Here is a 16,114-nt window from a genome sequence, read left to right as displayed (position 1 = left end):
GAAAATAGATTTCAGACGGCCTTTTATATTAATCGGCTGAAGGCTGCTGCCCTTTTCTTTCCGCCTTTCTGGCTTCACGAATGGCTTTGAGTTCGGCCTCTTTCTGTCTGGCTTTTTTCAGCCAAGCCTCCCATTGATTTGGCGTTTCCAACGTGATTCTGCCGATTTTGCCTTCGCGGAAATCAGTCAGGATATTTTCAGCGGCTTTTTGGTAATTGACTCGTCCACCACTCAAAACCGCACCGCGTTTTTTGGCAATCCACTCCAGCCAAGAAGTATCATCCCAATGGCTGCTTGGATCTTTGTCGGCTTGATAGCGCTCTTGCAACAAAGCCAGATAATGGCGGCGGAGGTAATCCAAAAGTTCAAGCGCCACTTCTTCTTCGTCCAGCGCGTTGCGTCCAACTGCACCGCCGGCCGCAAGGTTGTAGCCGCCTTCTTCGACGATAATTTTTGGCCACAACATACCCGGGGTATCGTAAAGCCAGAAATCGTCGGCAAGGAAAAGGCGCTGTTCGGCTTTGGTAATACCGGGTTCGTTACCGGTTTTGGCAGATTTTTTGCCGATCATGCCGTTAATCAAGGTGGATTTGCCGACATTGGGAATGCCGCAAATCAGGACACGCAGCGGCTTCTCGATACCTTGGCGATGCGGAATCATGGCGCGGCAGGCTTGGGTAATTTTGCCATGCGCGCCGGTTTCGGAAGAATCAAGCGCAATGGCGCGGGTATCTTGGCGGCTGTTGTAGTGTTCGAGCCAAACTTTGGTGCGCTCGGGATCGGCAAGGTCTTGCTTGTTTAAGATTTTGAGTTTAGGCTTGCCTTTGGACAACTGGGCAAGCAAAGGGTTTTCGCTGGAAGCAGGCATACGCGCGTCCAACATCTCAATCACCATATCAACGCTTTTAATGCGTTCGGCAATGGCTTTTTTTGCCTTGTTCATGTGGCCGGGAAACCATTGGATAGCCATGTCTTTTTATTCTTTCTATTCGTATCTGAGGCCGTCTGAAAAATCATTGTTTTTCAGACGGCCTCGGTATTGGGATAATCGGTCAATCAGGATTTAGAGGTTGCCATGTTCATAGCTGTAATAACCTGCCTCATCCATACATTGCTCAAACGTCTTGGATGTATTTCCACGTTTTGTTCCATTTTGAACTTGTGATTTGCAGGTATTGATTTGGCGGGAAACTTCAGCTTCGCTCGCGCCGGTGCGGTGCCAACGGTAAGCAGTGACAGGCTCTGTTGCACAGGCGGTTAAGATAAGCAGGGATAATGCGGTCAGACTGATTTTTTTCATGGTTTCTTCCTTTGAGGCCGTCTGAAACGGCAAGTTAGCGTCCTGCCAAGCTTTGTGCCTGACGATGGCGGACAAGGAGTTCGTAACGGCCTTTGAGGCGTTCGGCCAGTTTTTCCACAACATAAACGGAGCGGTGCTGACCGCCGGTACAACCGATGGCAATCGTTACATAACTGCGGCTCTCTTGTTGCAGGCGCGGCAACCAGCGGCTAATAAAATGGTCGATGTCATCAACCATTTCTTGAGCCAACGGCTGCTGGCCCAAATAATCTTGAATAGGCTTATCCATGCCGGTAAAGGGGCGTAATTCCGGATCGTAATACGGATTGGGCAGGCTGCGCATATCAAACATAAAGTCGGCATTGTTGGGGACGCCATATTTGAAACCAAAGGATTCAAGAATGACCAGCAAACCGACACGTTCAATATTGAGCCATTGTTGTACGGCATAACGCAGCTGCTGCGCATTCATTTTGGACGTATCGATGCAATATGCGATGTCTCTAAGTGGGAAGAGCCACTCGCGTTCTTTTTGCAGGCTTTCCAACAAGGTCAGATTATGGCCGGACAAAGGGTGTCCGCGGCGGGTTTCTGAGAAGCGGCGAACCAACACACCCTCTTCCGCTTCAATAAAGAGGACTTCGACTTGATGCCCTTCATGACGCAAATATTGGATTTGCTCTTGCGCTTCCTGAATATTGATACCGGAACGGATGTCAACGCTGACACCGAGTTTGGTTTCATCGGCACGTTCGATATGGAGCGAGACCAACGACGGAAGCATTTCCAAAGGAAGGTTATCGACACAGTAATAGCCCAAATCTTCAAGCTGCTTGAGGGCTACGGATTTTCCTGAGCCGGATAAGCCGCTAATCAGGACGATTTTCATGGTTTTGTTCGTTTTCTTTGAGTTGTGTTTGATGGCGTTCGAGGAATTCTTTGGTGCTGTCTTTACCGCGCAATTGAAGGATGTAATTGCGCACTGCAGCTTCAACCAATACTGCTAAGTTTCGACCGATTGCAACAGGCAGGGTAACGGAACGGATGCTGACGTTGAGGATAGACTCTGTTTCGGTACGGATACTCAATCGATCGAGTTGTTTCATGTATCCGTCGTCGGCCGGAACCAAATTAATAATCAGCTGGAGGATTTTTTTCGGACGGATAGAGGTCTCGCCAAAAATATGGCGGATATTGAGTATGCCCAAGCCACGTACTTCGAGGAAATCACGCAGCATCGGCGGGCAACGGCCTTCCAACATTTCCGGGCCAGTACGGAAGAGCTCGACCGCATCATCGGCAATCAGGCTGTGGCCGCGCGAAATCAGCTCCAATGCCAATTCGCTCTTACCCAAGCCGGATTGTCCGGTAATGAGTACGCCCACTTCAAATACATCCAAAAATACGCCGTGCTTGATGGTGGAAGTTGCCAATGTCCGTTGCAGATAAATCCGCAAAACGTCCATCAGGTGCGGGCTTTCCTGTTTAGAAGTCAGTAAGGGGATACTGTTGGTATGGCAATAATCGCGCAATTTGGGCGAAACCGGCAAGCCGTTGGCGACGATAACCAAAGACATGGGGATGTCGAAAAGCTCTCCGAAATCGTAGTTGAGCTCGCCCGACTCCAAGCGGCGCAAATATTCGGCTTCAGCTACGCCGACAACTTGAATTTGGTTGGGATGGATAAAGTTTAAGTGGCCGACCAAGGCCAAGACGGGTTTATCGGCTTCGACACCGATACGGTTGTCCGCGCCAGAATTGCCGGCAGCCCAAGCAAGTTCGAGTTTGTGCTGATTGTCGGAAAACAGGCGGCGGACGGATATGCTGGGCATGAATTACTCTTCGGTCAGAAGTGTGCGTACTTCTTCGGCAGAAGTTGCGGCCATCAATGCTTCACGGACGGCTTTTTGAGAGAATCTGCCGGCCAGTTTGGACAAGACTTCCAAATGTTCGCCGGTAGCGTTTTCAGGCACAAGCAGGATGAAAATCAGGGAAACGGGTTTACCGTCAGGCGCATCAAAGGCAACCGGCTCTTTGGTGCGGATAAACGCACCGGTGGCTTTTTTCACGCATGCGTGACGACCGTGAGGAATCGCCACCCCCTGCCCCAAACCGGTCGAACCAAGCTTTTCACGGGCAAACAGGCAGTCGAACACGTTGGTATTCGGTAATTCTGCTTCATTCTCCAGCAGCTGTGCAGCCTCTTCAAACAGACGCTTTTTGCTGCTGACTTCCAAATCCAAAACGATATGGGACAAAGGTAAAATTTCGCCGATCAGGCTCATGTGTATCTCTTTTAAATGTCGCAAAACAATGGGATTGTACCGATTGTCGGTGCAAATCTCAATCCTGAAGGCGTAATTTACACTCGCCCTGCTAACATTTTCCATGTTGTTTTTGATATTTTTTAACGAGCTAAAAATAATCCAACTGTTTGCTTATATTGAATTTAAAGTAAAAATCCTATTACCGGGTAAACTATGATTCAAATGAAAAGGGGTATGTCCGGCATACCCCTTTTCCCTTTCTTTTCAGACGGCCTCAACCTAATTTTTTTAAAATAGTTTGGAAACCAAAAACAACCAGAAATAATGGCAGACCAATCCGCAAAACCACGCTAAGCCGATGCGGTTGTTGGCCAAAAACGTTTGGAAGCACAACTGGCGGTCGCGCGTACGGATGGCGGCATACTGCTGATACTGCCAATAAACGGTTATCGGCAATACCAGCCAATAAGGCCAAGTTGCGCCGATTTTAATACCTAATACCGCCATCAATACGGTAAACCAAAAATGGCAAAGCATAGAGGCGGTAATATCGTGATGGCCAAATGTAATTGCCGAAGTTTTGATGCCGATTTTCAAATCGTCTTCTTTATCCGCCATGGCATAAATCGTGTCGTAAGCCAGCGTCCATAAGGCATTGGCGGTAAACATCAGCCACGCTTCGGGAGGCACTCGGCCTTGCACGGCGGCAAAGGCCATGGGAATGCCGAACGAAAATGCCAGTCCCAAATAAAACTGCGGCAACGGGAAAAAGCGTTTGGTAAAGGGATATGTGACGGCCAGGAACAAGGCCGGAAGGCTCATCAGCCAAGTAAATCGGTTGAGCGGCACCAGACACAAGGCCGCCATCAGGCACAGCATGACGGTCAAAAGCAGCGCTTCGGTTTTGGAAACCAAACCTTTGGCAAACGGGCGGTTTTTGGTGCGCTCTACTGCGCCGTCAAAATTGCGGTCGGCAAAGTCATTCACGACGCAACCTGCGCTGCGCATTAAAAACGTGCCTGCGGTAAAAGCAATAAAAATATCCGCATCGGGAACGCCTTTAGACGCAATCCATAATGCCCAATAAGTCGGCCACAGCAAAAGTAGTGTGCCAATGGGTTTGTCGATGCGCATCAGTTTGGCGTATATCACCATCCGTCCGACAGCGTAACGCGGTAAAAATTGTAGGAAAAAGCGCCGTATGTTCATTGGTGTAATGTGTCGTTGTATATGTATTGATGCTGAAGGAAAGGCATTTTAGAGCCTTAGCTCTTATTATAATTTATTGCCGTCTGAAATCAAACGAATCTTAACGATTTAATTTGTTGTATTATAACAGAATTATGACAAATATCAGCAATCGGTTTTCTTTTCAGGCAGCCTTAGCGGTATAAATCCATTAATTTCAATAAGAAATATTCTGTTAATTCCAATATTTCGCCGTTCCAATCGAAATACGAACGGCGCGCGGTAACAGGCCGTCTGAAAGACGGATACTCAGCATCTTCAAAACGAAGAAACTCAAAATCCGAACGTTTCAACGGCAATGTACCGTCAAACAGGCGCTCGCCCAAAGGCTGCGTGCCGCAATCCAATAATTCTGTCCATAGACGGCTATCCGGCCGGCACGCGCTTCTGGCTTGTATCACTGTTTCGCCGTCCAGTTTGAGCAAAACATCGCGCACAAAGATTTCGTCTCCGTTTTCTGCCCCCTTAGTCAAACCCAAATACACCGGCTCGACTGAAAAATCCTTACCTGAAGCGCGCAAAGCGGCAGTTAGCGAAGAAACGGTCAGCAGATGTTCGGCCTTAGACGACAAAAGACTTGAAGCTTCAGCATGTGAACAAAGCGTGCCACGCGGTATATCAAGCTCCATCTGACACCTCTGTTTTGGCCAACTCCTGCCATTTGGCTTCGGGAAACTCATCTTTCAGACGGCCTTTAAGATATTCCAAGGTATCTCCGGCAACGGTTTCATCTTTGCTATCGTGAATATGGTTGAAAATCAGGCTATGCAAGCTGATGCCGTATTGTTTGAGCGCGGCGAAACTGAGTAAAGTGTGGTTGATACTGCCGAGCCGTCCGCTGGTAACGAGGATGACGGGATAAGCCTGTTGCTGAATATAATCAATGGTTAATAGGTTTTCCGTCAGCGGAACCATCAATCCGCCCGCACCTTCGACCAATACGATTTCGTATTGTGCCGCCAATTCTTGCGTGGCGGTGCGGATTTTGTCCAAGTCCAAAGCCCTACCATCCAGACGGGCGGCGAGATGGGGCGAGGCGGGGTAGCTGAAGATTTCGGGCATGGTCAGCCCTTGTTTGTCGGCTTCCTGTATGGGTATGCCCATGATTTTGCGGTGGACGGCGATGTCGTCGGCGATGTTTTGACAACCGGTTTGCACGGGCTTTTGCGTAATCACGCTTTTGCCCTGCTGCAACAATTGTTTTGCCAATACGCCGGTGGCGACGGTTTTGCCGATGTCCGTGTCTATGCCGCTGACGAAGTAAACGCCTTTCATTTGCTGTGTTCCTTCAAGATTTGTACGGTTTTGTCGGCAATTTCGGTCAAGAGGCCGTCTGAAATGATGTAAGGCGGCATGAGGTACACCAGCCTGCCGAATGGGCGCACCCAAATGCCCTGCGCCACGCAGTCCGCTTGAAAACGCGCCATATCCACGCCTTTTTCCAGCTCGATCACGCCAATGGCACCCAAAACACGCACGTCTTTCACGCCGCGAATGTCCCATGCGGTTTTCAGACGGCCTTTTAAGATGCTTTCGATGCGGCGGATATTTGCCTGCCAATCTTGGGACAAAAGCAGTTTGACCGAAGCGCAGGCAACGGCACACGCCAGCGGGTTTGCCATAAACGTCGGCCCGTGCATAAACACGCCCGCTTCGCCGCGAGAAATTATTTCGGTAACTTTTTGCGAAGTGATTGCCGCCGCCAGCGTCATATAGCCGCCGCTCAAGCCTTTGCCGATACACATAATATCCGGCATGACCTCCGCATGTTCGCAGGCAAACATCTTGCCCGTGCGCCCAAATCCTGTGGCGATTTCGTCAAAAATCAACACGATATCAAATTCGTCACACAAATCACGCAATCCGCGAAGATACTGCGGATGATAGAAATACATGCCGCCCGCGCCCTGCACGACCGGCTCTAAAATAAAGGCAGAGATATCCACATGATGTGCTTCAAACAAAGCGCGGACAGGCTGCAAATCCGCCTTATCCCATTCATTGTCGAAACGGCTTTTCGGATTATCGACAAAATAACGCTGCGGCAATGCGCTGCCGAAAATATGGTGCATCCCCGTTTCGGGATCGCAGACGGACATCGCGTTCCAAGTATCGCCGTGATACCCGCGCCGTACTGTCGCAATATTCTGCTTCGCCGTCAAACCCCGCGCCTGCTGGTACTGCACCGCCATCTTCAGCGCGACTTCTACCGAAACCGAACCCGAATCCGCATAAAAAATACGGTCCAGCCCCTGCGGCAAAATCCCGACCAATAACTTGCCCAGTTCTACCGCCGGCTCATGCGTCAAACCGCCGAACATCACATGCGACATTTGCTTAATCTGCGCCTCAACCGCCTGATTCAAAACAGGATGATTGTAGCCGTGTATCGCACACCACCAAGACGACATCCCGTCAATCAACCGTGTGCCGTCCACCAATTCAATATGCACGCCCTCCGCTCGGCGCACCGGATAAACAGGCAACGGATCGGTCATGGATGTATAGGGATGGAGCAGGTGGGCGCGGTCGAAATCGAGCAGGGAGGAATGTTCGGACATGTTTAAAACAATGGTTTGATCAGTTTCATTATTATATAACATATTTCCTATTTCAGACGGCACGTCTTCCGTACTGCATCAACGCCAATCCGCCCACTGCCGCCAAACAGCCGGCAACCAAAGAAACATGCAATGCCTCACCCAAAAACCAAGCGGAACATAAAATGCCGAATACCGGCACCAAAGTAATGTACGCCGCCGCGCTGCCGGCACCCAAAGTCTTTACGCCTTCAAAATACCACGCATAGCTCAAGACCGTTGCGCCGACAGACAGGCCAATCAAAGCAAACCAGCCCCTGCCGTCCATTTCGGCAAGCATACCAAACGGCAGGCCGTCTGAAATCAGCGCAGGCGGCAGCAACATCATTGCACCCAGCCAAGCGGTAGCCACGGTGACCGTCAGCGCATCAATCCCCTGCAACACCGCCCTGCCTATCATCGTATAAGTAACCAAGCAGCAAAGGCTGCAAAACACCAGCACTTCGCCCCACCCTATGCCTCCGCCCGACAAAAATGCCGCAATCTCGCCATGCGTGACCGCCCATACCGAGCCTGCCACTGCCAACAACATACCCGACACAATCTTGCCGTTGAGCTTCTCGCCAAATAGCAAAGCCGCAAAAAACATCGTCAATACAGGATTGAACGTGACCAACACCGTCGCCCTTGAAGCAGGAATCCGCTGCAAACCCAGCATGGACAACACAGTGAAACCAAATACGCCGAATGCCGCCGCCAGCGCCAATCCAAGCCATTGCTTATGCGACAAAACCGCCAAAGTACGCAATCGATACCGTGCAAACAGCCAGCCCAAAAGTAAGATTGCCGCCGTCAAAAAGCGCAGCATACCGCCCGTTAAAGGCGGCAGCGCCTGTCCCAGCATCCGCCCCATCGGCCAAGATGCGCCCCAAAACGCCGCCATGCCCAATAATTTTAGATGAATTGCTAAATGTTTCATGGTGATGGATAACTTGAATAATCGGTTTAGAAAGCGTACAAGATCGGTTTGGAAGGATAAATTTCCTTAGCTGCCGATACTTGATAGAGCTTGCGCGGATAAAATACTACGCTGAATCATTACGGAAACAAAGGCCGTCTGAAAGACTGAAACCCAGCTTTTTCAGACGGCCTTTACTGCTCAATCAATAAGGCTTACAACTCAATGCCTTTAAGTTTCGCCACGGTATTAATGTCTTTATCGCCGCGACCGGACAGGTTGACCAGAATCACTTGGTCTTTGCCCATTTTCGGCGCATTGGCGACTGCCCAAGCAACGGCATGGCTAGATTCCAGCGCAGGAATAATACCCTCGAAACGGCAGAGCAAGTCAAAGGCTTCGAGTGCTTCGTCGTCTTTGGCTACGGTGTATTCTACGCGATTGATGTCGTTCAAATGGCTGTGTTCCGGGCCGATGCCTGGGTAGTCCAAGCCTGCAGAAACGGAGTGCGTACCCAAGACTTGACCGTTTTCGTCCTGCATCAAATAGCTGCGGAAACCGTGCAATACGCCGATAGGGGCTTTGCTGGTAATCGGTGCGGCGTGGTCGGGGGTATCCACGCCCAAACCGCCTGCTTCTACGCCGACCAAACGTACGTTTTCTTCTTCGATATAGGGATGGAACAAACCGATGGCGTTCGAGCCGCCGCCCACGCAGGCAACGGCAACATCAGGTTGGCGGCCGATGGCTTCCAACATTTGTTCTTTGGCTTCATTGCCGATCACGCATTGGAAATCGCGTACCATTTCCGGATACGGCGCAGGGCCTGCGGCAGTGCCGATGATGTAGAACGTATCATCCACACGCGCCACCCATTCGCGCATGGCTTCGTTCATCGCGTCTTTCAGCGTGCGGCTGCCGCTGTCAACGCTGACCACGTTCGCACCCAATAATTTCATGCGAAACACGTTCGGCATTTGACGTTGGATGTCGTCCGCGCCCATGTACACGTCGCAAGTCATGCCGAAGCGTGCGGCAACAGTTGCCGAAGCCACGCCGTGCTGACCCGCGCCGGTTTCGGCAATCACGCGTTTTTTGCCCATGCGGCGGGCGAGCAGAGCCTGACCGATGGTGTTGTTGACTTTGTGTGCGCCGGTGTGGTTCAAATCTTCACGCTTCAGCCAGATTTGTGCGCCACCCAAATGCTCGGATAATCGCGTGGCATGGTAAACAGGGCTGGGACGGCCGACATAGTGTTTCAAATCATGGCGGAACTCTTCCCAAAATGAAGGATCTTCTTTCGCTGCTTTATAGGCTTCTGCCAATTCTTGCAAAGCAGGAATCAGGGTTTCGGAAACGTACAGGCCGCCGTGTTCGCCGAAAAAGCCGTTCTCGTCGGGAGCGTGATAATTTTTCATGGGATTTTTCCTTGTTCGTTTTATGGTTTCAGACGGCCTGATTCAATACAAGGCCGTCTGAAAGTAAAAATTGTCAGCAATTATAGCCGTTTTCCATTCATCTTGTCGGCAACTAATTGAATAATAATATCAGCAGACAAAATAGGAACAACAGCGTACAGCTCGATGTTGCAATCAATGCCGTACCCAACGGCGGCGCGATATATTTTTCTTCGTTTTTGTTTCTCAGGCATAGTTTCAATGTCAACATCCCCAGCCACAGTGCCAGCAACCAACAACCTAGAAAGTTAAGCACAAGCAAAGCAATAATCAACTCATTGGTATTTATAGTGCTTATATTCAAAAATATCCAATTAAGGCCGTTAACAGACATAATGACTGCAGATATTTGTATCACATACAAAAGCGTTCCGCCCAGCAATACCTTTATATGCCATTGTTTGGCCTTCAGCCACACTGAGACGACATTTAAAAGCCACCACAAAGCCATAAACGCCATTAAAGAGATTTCATAACGATCCATCGCCTTACTCCTGAAAAACAGTCAATCCAGCCATTTCAAAAAAAGCCCGATACGCCGCTGCCTTTTTCGCCAAACTCAAAGGATAGGCACGCGAAGTCGAAGGCAGGCGCGTCAGAGTCAAATCACGCCCCGCATAGGGGAACGGTACTGTTTCGCCGGTCTTCGGCATTTTCATACCGCTGCCCTGAATCTCCAACAAAACTTCAGTTGCCTTGCCGCCGGTGGTGCAAAGATGGCGGCACTCGGGCATTTGCGCCAATACTGCCGCCAAATCGACGGTTTCTATCACTTTTAAAAACTTATCCGAAGCATTGCCATGTTCGCGTATTGCCTTTAATACGGTCGGACAGGATGCAATCCCCTTTTCACTCAAAAACGCTTTGATTTTATCGGCATCAAACGCCTTTTCGCCCTGCTTTTGAAAATGTGCCGCATCACCAAAAAATACCAACCCATACACACGCCACATATCGTTTTGAAAATTCGGATAATGAAACTGCATCGCGTGTTTCTCTTCTTTAGGCGGAAACGTCCCCATCATCATGACCGTTGCCTGCGGCGGCAACAAGGCTGCGAAAGGGTGAGACTCGACGATTGGCTCTTGCATATTTGTATTCCGGTTGTTTTTCATTCAAACAAAATTTCCGACGGCCTTTACTGCCTGAATAAACGCCGCCATTTTCTCCCTGCTCTTAATCCCGCCGGAGATTTCCACGCCGCCGGACACGTCCACCGCCGCCGCGCCACTGATTTTTACCGCTTCGGCAACGTTTTCCGCCGTCAATCCGCCGGCAAGTATCCACGGTTTGCCGATATTGCCATGCAACATGGTCCAGTCGAAACTTTGTCCCGTACCGCCGTATTCGGTCGGATGATAAGCATCAAACAGCAAAGCGCGGGCATTCGGGAATTTGGCACAGGCCGTCTGAATATCGGCAGCGGACTGTACGCGCACAGCCTTCAAATACGGGCGGTCAAACCGACGGCAAAAATCATCGTCTTCATCGCCGTGAAACTGAATCACATCTATCGGCACCTGACGCAAAATCTCGCGGATGGTTTGCTCGTTTTCATTCACAAACAAGGCCACCACCGATACAAACGGCGGCAGATTTTTCACAACCGCCTGAGCCTGCTCAATACTCACTGCCCGTTTACTCTTGGCGTAAAACACCAGCCCGATAGCATCCGCGCCCAATTCGGCCGCAGCCAGCGCGTCTTCAGGTCGGGTAATACCACAAATTTTGGTGCGTATGGTGTTCATGGCGATAGCCTTTTTAAACAGTTGGGTCGGATATTATATAAGTTTAAGGCCGTCTGAACATGAAATATCAGGTTCAGACGGCCTTAAACTTTAAAACAACCATCAGCCGATAATATTGGCGGCTGTCAGTTGCGCAGCATCTTCATTATAGAAACGTGCGAACTCTGTGCTGCTTTAGGCTCTGCTTGATATACAGAACATCATACCGATTATTACTAATAACTTTGTAATTATTTTCCTCTTTTCTATTTGCCTATTATTTAATCAAATTTATTTTATCCTTTATTATCAATGAGTAAAATAAACTATCCACAATTGGATTCACACAAAATTTGGATAATGCCCGTCAATAAAAAATATTAAGGCTGTCTGAAAAGTCTTTCAGACGGCCTTTTAGCCTTTTTACTCAAACGGTTTCTTCTGCCAATAAAACTTATCCTTTTTCAGACGGCCTTGAAATATATCGTCCTGTCCCAAAGCAAACACCAACGCGCCAGACAAATCCGTTCTCAATAAAGTAATACCATGCGCGCGGACACGATTTTGTACGGCAACGGTCGGATGTTTGTAGGCATTGGCATAGCCGCTAGATGCCACGGCATATTGTGGCGAAACCGTATGCAAAAAGCTGCCTGACGAAGCCGTGCTGCTGCCGTGATGTCCCAACACCAACACTTGGCTATACAGCGCATTGCCGTATTTCTCAATCAAACCGGCCTCACCTTTCACGCCCAAATCGCCGGTTATCAACAAGGCTTTGCCGTTTGCTACGACACGCAATACGCAGCTTTGGTCGTTATCTTCCTTGCCTGCATTTTCAGACGGCCTGAGTAACTCGAAATCTACGCCGTCCCATTGCCATTTGTCTTCTTGGCAAAACTCTGCATTCGGATAAAACTCAGGTTGTCCGGCAAGCAATTTATCGGTACCGACAGCCGCTACACTTTGAAAACCGCCGTCATGGTCAATATCATGGTGCGACAAAATCAGGCTGTCCAAACGGCGCACGCCCATAGCGTTCAAACTCGGCACAATACCTGTTTGCGCCACTTGCTCCGTTCCCGTATCAAACAAAAGATTGCGGTTACGCGTTTGTATCAACACCGACAAACCTTGCCCTGCATCCATCACGGTAACTCTTGCCACCCCCTCCTCCAACTTGGCAGGACGGTAAAACACAAAACCCAATAAAACCAGACATGCCCAAGGTTTCAAGCCCATACCTTTAGGCAACAATAACAGCAAAGCCGCCATCATCGCCAATACCAGCAAAGGCACGGGCGCCGCTGCGACGGCAAATTCAGGCGATGCCGTAGCCAGCCATACCAAACCGCGTAAAGTATATTCCGCCAAAAATGCCGCTACCAACTGGACAAGTTCAAACGGGAAAACCGAACCCAGCAAAGCCAACGGCGTCAACACCCAAGAAAACCAAGGAATAGCCAGCGCATTAACCAACGGACTGAGCAAAGGTAACGACGCAAACAAATAGCCCAGCAATACCACCGACAATACCGTTGCCGCCCATTGCCCCCGTACAGCCAAACGCCAGCCCGACTCTTTCAGACGGCCTGATGAAGCCCAAATCAAAGCAGCAACCAAGCCGAAAGACAACCAAGTTCCCACGCCCAATACAGCCAACGGGTCCAACAGCAAAACAACGGCCAAAGCCTGCCACCACGCCGTCCAGCCCGAGCCGCCACTGCCGCGCCACCATGTCCACGCAAACGCAGCCAACATCAACACACTGCGTTGCGTCGGTACAGAAAAACCGGCCAAAAGCGCATAAAACAAAGCACCGGCAACACCACCGGCCAATATCCACACACGCGGTTTCGCCGGAATCCACGGCAAATAACGGAAAATTCGCTTAATCAGCCAGGCAAACAATACCGCCACCATCGTCACATGCAAGCCCGAAATACTGACCAAGTGCGTCAGTCCCAAAGGGCGGAATGCCTGCCACAAAGGCGGCCTCAACGCCGATTGCTCGCCAATACTCAAAGCACGCATCAGCCCTATGCCGTCTGAAAACTCAGGATATTTGTCCCCTGTTCTCTGCCAACTCCGGCTTACCGCATCACGCATATTAGCCAAACCGAAACCGCCACCTTGCCGCACGAATTTCCTGTCGCGCCCCAAAGTACCCATGCCATCGATGCCATTGGCCAAAGCCCAGGTTTCACGGTTCAAACCACGCACATTCACTTCACCGATCACCGGCTTTACCCGCGCCGATACAGACCACCGACTGCCCACCGTCCAATCGCGCCGCTGATAATCCGACAACATCAAATCAAAAGCCTGCCCACGCTCATCCCAAGCCCTTGCCGCAAACTGCACGCGCCGACCATCATCACGCGGCATATCCGCCACTTCAACCGTCAAAACTTTAGCCGCCACCTCCCCTACAGGCCATTGACCGGCCAACACCAGCCCGGTCCGCCACACACCAAACGCCATGCCCACGCAAACAGCTAGCACCAACCAAGCCACAGCAAATCTTCGACACAACGCAAGCGCGCCAATGATTACAGACAACCAAACCCACCATGGCGGCACAACCGGCAAAACAAACGAAAGCACTACACCCACCACCCAAGCAGGCAACACAAACCGCCACGCCATGAACGCTTCCCTTAAATTATGATTATTAGATATGTAATAATAAATGCTTTTAGTATATTATGACAAATACCAACCAGCGTTAACTGATAAAAAGAGAGGTTCAAATCATTTCAAAACCAATAGACGCAAAAAAGCGCAATCTGAAACAGATTGCGCTTTTTTATAAACTGGCACGCCCACGGGGAATCGAACCCCGGTTACCGCCGTGAAAGGGCGATGTCCTAACCGCTAGACGATGGGCGCGGAGATTTTCTGTGGCGCACCCGGAGCGATTCGAACGCCCGACCCTCTGGTTCGTAGCCAGATACTCTATCCAACTGAGCTACGGGTGCATCAAGAAAGATTTGAATTATAAAGAGAGGCCTATTTACTGTCAAGCGTTTTATTTGGAAAACTTGCAGACAGCGTGTAAAATGCGCATTTGCTATTGAATTTACAGAGAATAAAATGTCAGATTTCGTACGCTGGCCGCTCTTATCCGAAGCATTTTCCCGTTTGGGGCGGCCTGTGGTCGTGGTGGATTTGGAGACGACCGGTGGAAATTTCTATCAAGACAGGATAACGGAAGTCGCCCTTGTTCGTTTTGAGCAAGGACGCGCCACACATTACGAGCAATTGGTCAATCCTTGCCGCAGCATTCCCGAATTCGTTGCCAGACTGACCGGGATTCATGATGAAACGGTGAAAAACGCGCCTGTCTTTGCCGATATTGCAGGCGATTTGTTGCCGCTGTTGCAAGGTGCAGTGGTTGTTGCCCACAACAGCCGCTTTGACTATACCTTCCTGCGTCACGAGTTTGCCCGTATCCATACTGACTTTGCCGCACCCTCTCTCTGTACGGTTCAACTGTCTCGTCGCCTGTATCCTGAATTTTACAAACACAGTCTCGACAGCATTATCGAACGCACCGGCATTCGGACGGCCAACCGCCACCGTGCCATGACCGATGTTGCCGCATTGTGTGATTATCTCGAATTAAGTCTAGCAGAAAAAAATCATCAACAATGGGACGAACACGTCCGTGTATTGATGAATCCGAAAATGTTGCCCACTTGGCTGCCTGATTCGCTTGCCCAACAGCTCTATGCCCTGCCCGACAGTTACGGTGTATTGGTTTGGTTTGACCATTTCAGCAAAGCCCAATCCATTGAAGCACACGAACGCGCATACAGTGAAACCGCTACCCTGCTGCACAGCAAAAAACTGCCACCGCACATCAAAGCTGCGGCCTCCATCCGTTTTATTCCGGCAGTCGGACAGCTTCATACATTATGGCTCAAAGCACAGACCATGCAGGAATACCAACTGATGCCGTCTGAAAAGTCCACATCGTTTTCTACCGTCCGCTTTATCGCGGACGAACACGGCAGCCTTCAAGCACGCATTGTCTTGTTAAACAGCGGCACCAGAAACTGGCGTCCATACGGTTTGTTTGCCCACAAAAAAGCAGCCAAACGCGCCTTGACACAATGGTCGCAAGAACACAGGCTCTGCCCAGATTCGCTCAACATTTTGCCGACCAGCTACGCAAAGGGAGAACCCTGCCCAGTTGAGGCCGTCGGAAAATGCAATGGCAACTGTCGCCATCCAAACGGCATCAAACATCAAAATCAACGCATTACCGAACTTGCCGCCCTGCTCCCCGTAACCGATTGGGGCAAAGCGCACGAAATTGAAATTACCGAAACCGATCCCCTGACCGGAAACAGCATTACCCTGCTCTGCGCCGGCGGCGCGTTGGCATTGCCTGATGGAAGCTGGTATTTCGACAGCAGCCTGCCTCTCGTGATTAAAAACAAATTCAGGCAAGACAAAGAAAATATCCGTTTGATTGCTTAAAACAAGGCCGTCTGAAAACCAAATCTTCAGACGGCCTATTGTGAATAACTTTCCGCTTTATTCCCAAAATAAAAATCTGCCTAAAATTTAATCAGAACTTATTTTTATAATAGCAATCAAATACTAAAC

16 protein-coding genes and 2 tRNA genes are annotated in these 16,114 nt (G+C 50.0%); 1 reads left to right on the top strand and 17 read right to left on the bottom strand.

The genetic code is table 11. From position 1 onward, the window contains the following. Window positions 1–28 precede the first annotated feature (28 nt). From ylqF to CYJ98_RS01710, 17 genes are all read right to left on the bottom strand, one after another. Window positions 29–970 carry a ribosome biogenesis GTPase YlqF gene (gene ylqF / locus CYJ98_RS01790; protein ID WP_070461623.1) on the bottom strand — a complete coding sequence of 314 codons (942 nt, stop codon included), beginning with the start codon at window positions 968–970 and terminating at the stop codon, window positions 29–31. A gap of 93 nt (window positions 971–1,063) precedes the next feature. After that, window positions 1,064–1,300 carry a lipoprotein gene (locus CYJ98_RS01785; protein ID WP_003684875.1) on the bottom strand — a complete coding sequence of 79 codons (237 nt, stop codon included), beginning with the start codon at window positions 1,298–1,300 and terminating at the stop codon, window positions 1,064–1,066. A 34-nt stretch (window positions 1,301–1,334) separates the two neighbouring features. Next, window positions 1,335–2,189: an RNase adapter RapZ gene (gene rapZ, locus CYJ98_RS01780; protein WP_101755048.1), complete on the bottom strand. Its 855-nt coding sequence runs from the start codon at window positions 2,187–2,189 to the stop codon at window positions 1,335–1,337. After that, the gene (gene hprK, locus CYJ98_RS01775; RefSeq protein ID WP_004520066.1) at window positions 2,170–3,132 is read right to left on the bottom strand and encodes an HPr(Ser) kinase/phosphatase; all 963 of its coding nucleotides are present in this window, start codon (window positions 3,130–3,132) and stop codon (window positions 2,170–2,172) included. The genes rapZ and hprK overlap by 20 nt, the downstream gene beginning before the upstream one ends. A gap of 3 nt (window positions 3,133–3,135) precedes the next feature. Continuing rightward, a complete protein-coding gene (ptsN, locus tag CYJ98_RS01770; RefSeq protein WP_049344012.1) occupies window positions 3,136–3,585 on the bottom strand; it encodes a PTS IIA-like nitrogen regulatory protein PtsN in 450 nt (149 codons plus the stop codon). A gap of 270 nt (window positions 3,586–3,855) precedes the next feature. Beyond that, on the bottom strand, window positions 3,856–4,722 hold the full coding sequence (gene ubiA / locus CYJ98_RS01765) for a 4-hydroxybenzoate octaprenyltransferase (RefSeq protein ID WP_419150077.1): 867 nt from the start codon (window positions 4,720–4,722) through the stop codon (window positions 3,856–3,858). 227 nt (window positions 4,723–4,949) lie between these two features. Next, window positions 4,950–5,444 carry a chorismate--pyruvate lyase family protein gene (locus tag CYJ98_RS01760; protein ID WP_049344016.1) on the bottom strand — a complete coding sequence of 165 codons (495 nt, stop codon included), beginning with the start codon at window positions 5,442–5,444 and terminating at the stop codon, window positions 4,950–4,952. Beyond that, window positions 5,434–6,090, bottom strand: coding sequence for a dethiobiotin synthase (gene bioD, locus CYJ98_RS01755; RefSeq protein WP_049344018.1), 657 nt, complete (start codon window positions 6,088–6,090; stop codon window positions 5,434–5,436). Before bioD ends, CYJ98_RS01760 begins: the two co-directional genes overlap by 11 nt. Beyond that, on the bottom strand, window positions 6,087–7,376 hold the full coding sequence (gene bioA, locus CYJ98_RS01750) for an adenosylmethionine--8-amino-7-oxononanoate transaminase (protein WP_049344030.1): 1,290 nt from the start codon (window positions 7,374–7,376) through the stop codon (window positions 6,087–6,089). Before bioA ends, bioD begins: the two co-directional genes overlap by 4 nt. Window positions 7,377–7,428: 52 nt before the next feature. Then, window positions 7,429–8,334 (bottom strand): DMT family transporter, encoded by a 906-nt coding sequence (locus tag CYJ98_RS01745; RefSeq protein WP_049344019.1) that lies wholly within the window; start codon window positions 8,332–8,334, stop codon window positions 7,429–7,431. Between the two features lie 194 nt (window positions 8,335–8,528). Then, a complete protein-coding gene (gene trpB / locus CYJ98_RS01740) occupies window positions 8,529–9,731 on the bottom strand; it encodes a tryptophan synthase subunit beta (RefSeq protein WP_101755047.1) in 1,203 nt (400 codons plus the stop codon). 112 nt (window positions 9,732–9,843) lie between these two features. Next, complete coding sequence (locus CYJ98_RS01735) at window positions 9,844–10,254, bottom strand: hypothetical protein (RefSeq protein ID WP_070625514.1); 411 nt, start codon at window positions 10,252–10,254, stop codon at window positions 9,844–9,846. A gap of 4 nt (window positions 10,255–10,258) precedes the next feature. Beyond that, window positions 10,259–10,861, bottom strand: a complete 603-nt coding sequence (locus CYJ98_RS01730; RefSeq protein ID WP_070625528.1) for a DNA glycosylase — start codon at window positions 10,859–10,861, stop codon at window positions 10,259–10,261. 24 nt (window positions 10,862–10,885) lie between these two features. Continuing rightward, on the bottom strand, window positions 10,886–11,518 hold the full coding sequence (locus CYJ98_RS01725; protein ID WP_070625516.1) for a phosphoribosylanthranilate isomerase: 633 nt from the start codon (window positions 11,516–11,518) through the stop codon (window positions 10,886–10,888). A gap of 402 nt (window positions 11,519–11,920) precedes the next feature. Next, window positions 11,921–14,146 (bottom strand): DNA internalization-related competence protein ComEC/Rec2, encoded by a 2,226-nt coding sequence (locus CYJ98_RS01720; RefSeq protein ID WP_101755046.1) that lies wholly within the window; start codon window positions 14,144–14,146, stop codon window positions 11,921–11,923. 168 nt (window positions 14,147–14,314) lie between these two features. Then, window positions 14,315–14,389: transfer RNA gene (locus CYJ98_RS01715), tRNA-Glu, on the bottom strand. Between the two features lie 12 nt (window positions 14,390–14,401). After that, window positions 14,402–14,478: transfer RNA gene (locus tag CYJ98_RS01710), tRNA-Arg, on the bottom strand. A gap of 115 nt (window positions 14,479–14,593) precedes the next feature. On the opposite strand from CYJ98_RS01710, the gene CYJ98_RS01705 reads away from it, so the two are divergent. Then, window positions 14,594–15,985, top strand: coding sequence for a 3'-5' exonuclease family protein (locus tag CYJ98_RS01705; RefSeq protein ID WP_101755045.1), 1,392 nt, complete (start codon window positions 14,594–14,596; stop codon window positions 15,983–15,985). Window positions 15,986–16,114: the final 129 nt, after the last annotated feature.

The sequence above is a fragment of the Neisseria perflava genome (assembly GCF_002863305.2).
Taxonomy (GTDB): Bacteria; Pseudomonadota; Gammaproteobacteria; order Burkholderiales; family Neisseriaceae; genus Neisseria; species Neisseria perflava_A.
The sequence above is the reverse complement of the archived record's forward strand: the minus strand, read 5'-3'. Positions and strand labels throughout refer to the sequence as shown.

What these genes read in the sequence shown, in the direction of transcription:
- ptsN (WP_049344012.1), bottom strand. Translation starts at nt 3,585, where the DNA reads ATGAGCCTGATCGGCGAAATTTTACCTTTGTCCCATATCGTTTTGGAT.
- ylqF (WP_070461623.1), bottom strand. Translation starts at nt 970, where the DNA reads ATGGCTATCCAATGGTTTCCCGGCCACATGAACAAGGCAAAAAAAGCC.
- CYJ98_RS01720 (WP_101755046.1), bottom strand. Translation starts at nt 14,146, where the DNA reads ATGGCGTGGCGGTTTGTGTTGCCTGCTTGGGTGGTGGGTGTAGTGCTT.
- CYJ98_RS01745 (WP_049344019.1), bottom strand. Translation starts at nt 8,334, where the DNA reads ATGAAACATTTAGCAATTCATCTAAAATTATTGGGCATGGCGGCGTTT.
- bioD (WP_049344018.1), bottom strand. Translation starts at nt 6,090, where the DNA reads ATGAAAGGCGTTTACTTCGTCAGCGGCATAGACACGGACATCGGCAAA.
- rapZ (WP_101755048.1), bottom strand. Translation starts at nt 2,189, where the DNA reads ATGAAAATCGTCCTGATTAGCGGCTTATCCGGCTCAGGAAAATCCGTA.
- bioA (WP_049344030.1), bottom strand. Translation starts at nt 7,376, where the DNA reads ATGTCCGAACATTCCTCCCTGCTCGATTTCGACCGCGCCCACCTGCTC.
- CYJ98_RS01760 (WP_049344016.1), bottom strand. Translation starts at nt 5,444, where the DNA reads ATGGAGCTTGATATACCGCGTGGCACGCTTTGTTCACATGCTGAAGCT.
- CYJ98_RS01705 (WP_101755045.1), top strand. Translation starts at nt 14,594, where the DNA reads ATGTCAGATTTCGTACGCTGGCCGCTCTTATCCGAAGCATTTTCCCGT.
- trpB (WP_101755047.1), bottom strand. Translation starts at nt 9,731, where the DNA reads ATGAAAAATTATCACGCTCCCGACGAGAACGGCTTTTTCGGCGAACAC.
- CYJ98_RS01735 (WP_070625514.1), bottom strand. Translation starts at nt 10,254, where the DNA reads ATGGATCGTTATGAAATCTCTTTAATGGCGTTTATGGCTTTGTGGTGG.
- hprK (WP_004520066.1), bottom strand. Translation starts at nt 3,132, where the DNA reads ATGCCCAGCATATCCGTCCGCCGCCTGTTTTCCGACAATCAGCACAAA.
- CYJ98_RS01725 (WP_070625516.1), bottom strand. Translation starts at nt 11,518, where the DNA reads ATGAACACCATACGCACCAAAATTTGTGGTATTACCCGACCTGAAGAC.
- ubiA (WP_419150077.1), bottom strand. Translation starts at nt 4,722, where the DNA reads ATGGTGATATACGCCAAACTGATGCGCATCGACAAACCCATTGGCACA.
- CYJ98_RS01785 (WP_003684875.1), bottom strand. Translation starts at nt 1,300, where the DNA reads ATGAAAAAAATCAGTCTGACCGCATTATCCCTGCTTATCTTAACCGCC.
- CYJ98_RS01730 (WP_070625528.1), bottom strand. Translation starts at nt 10,861, where the DNA reads ATGCAAGAGCCAATCGTCGAGTCTCACCCTTTCGCAGCCTTGTTGCCG.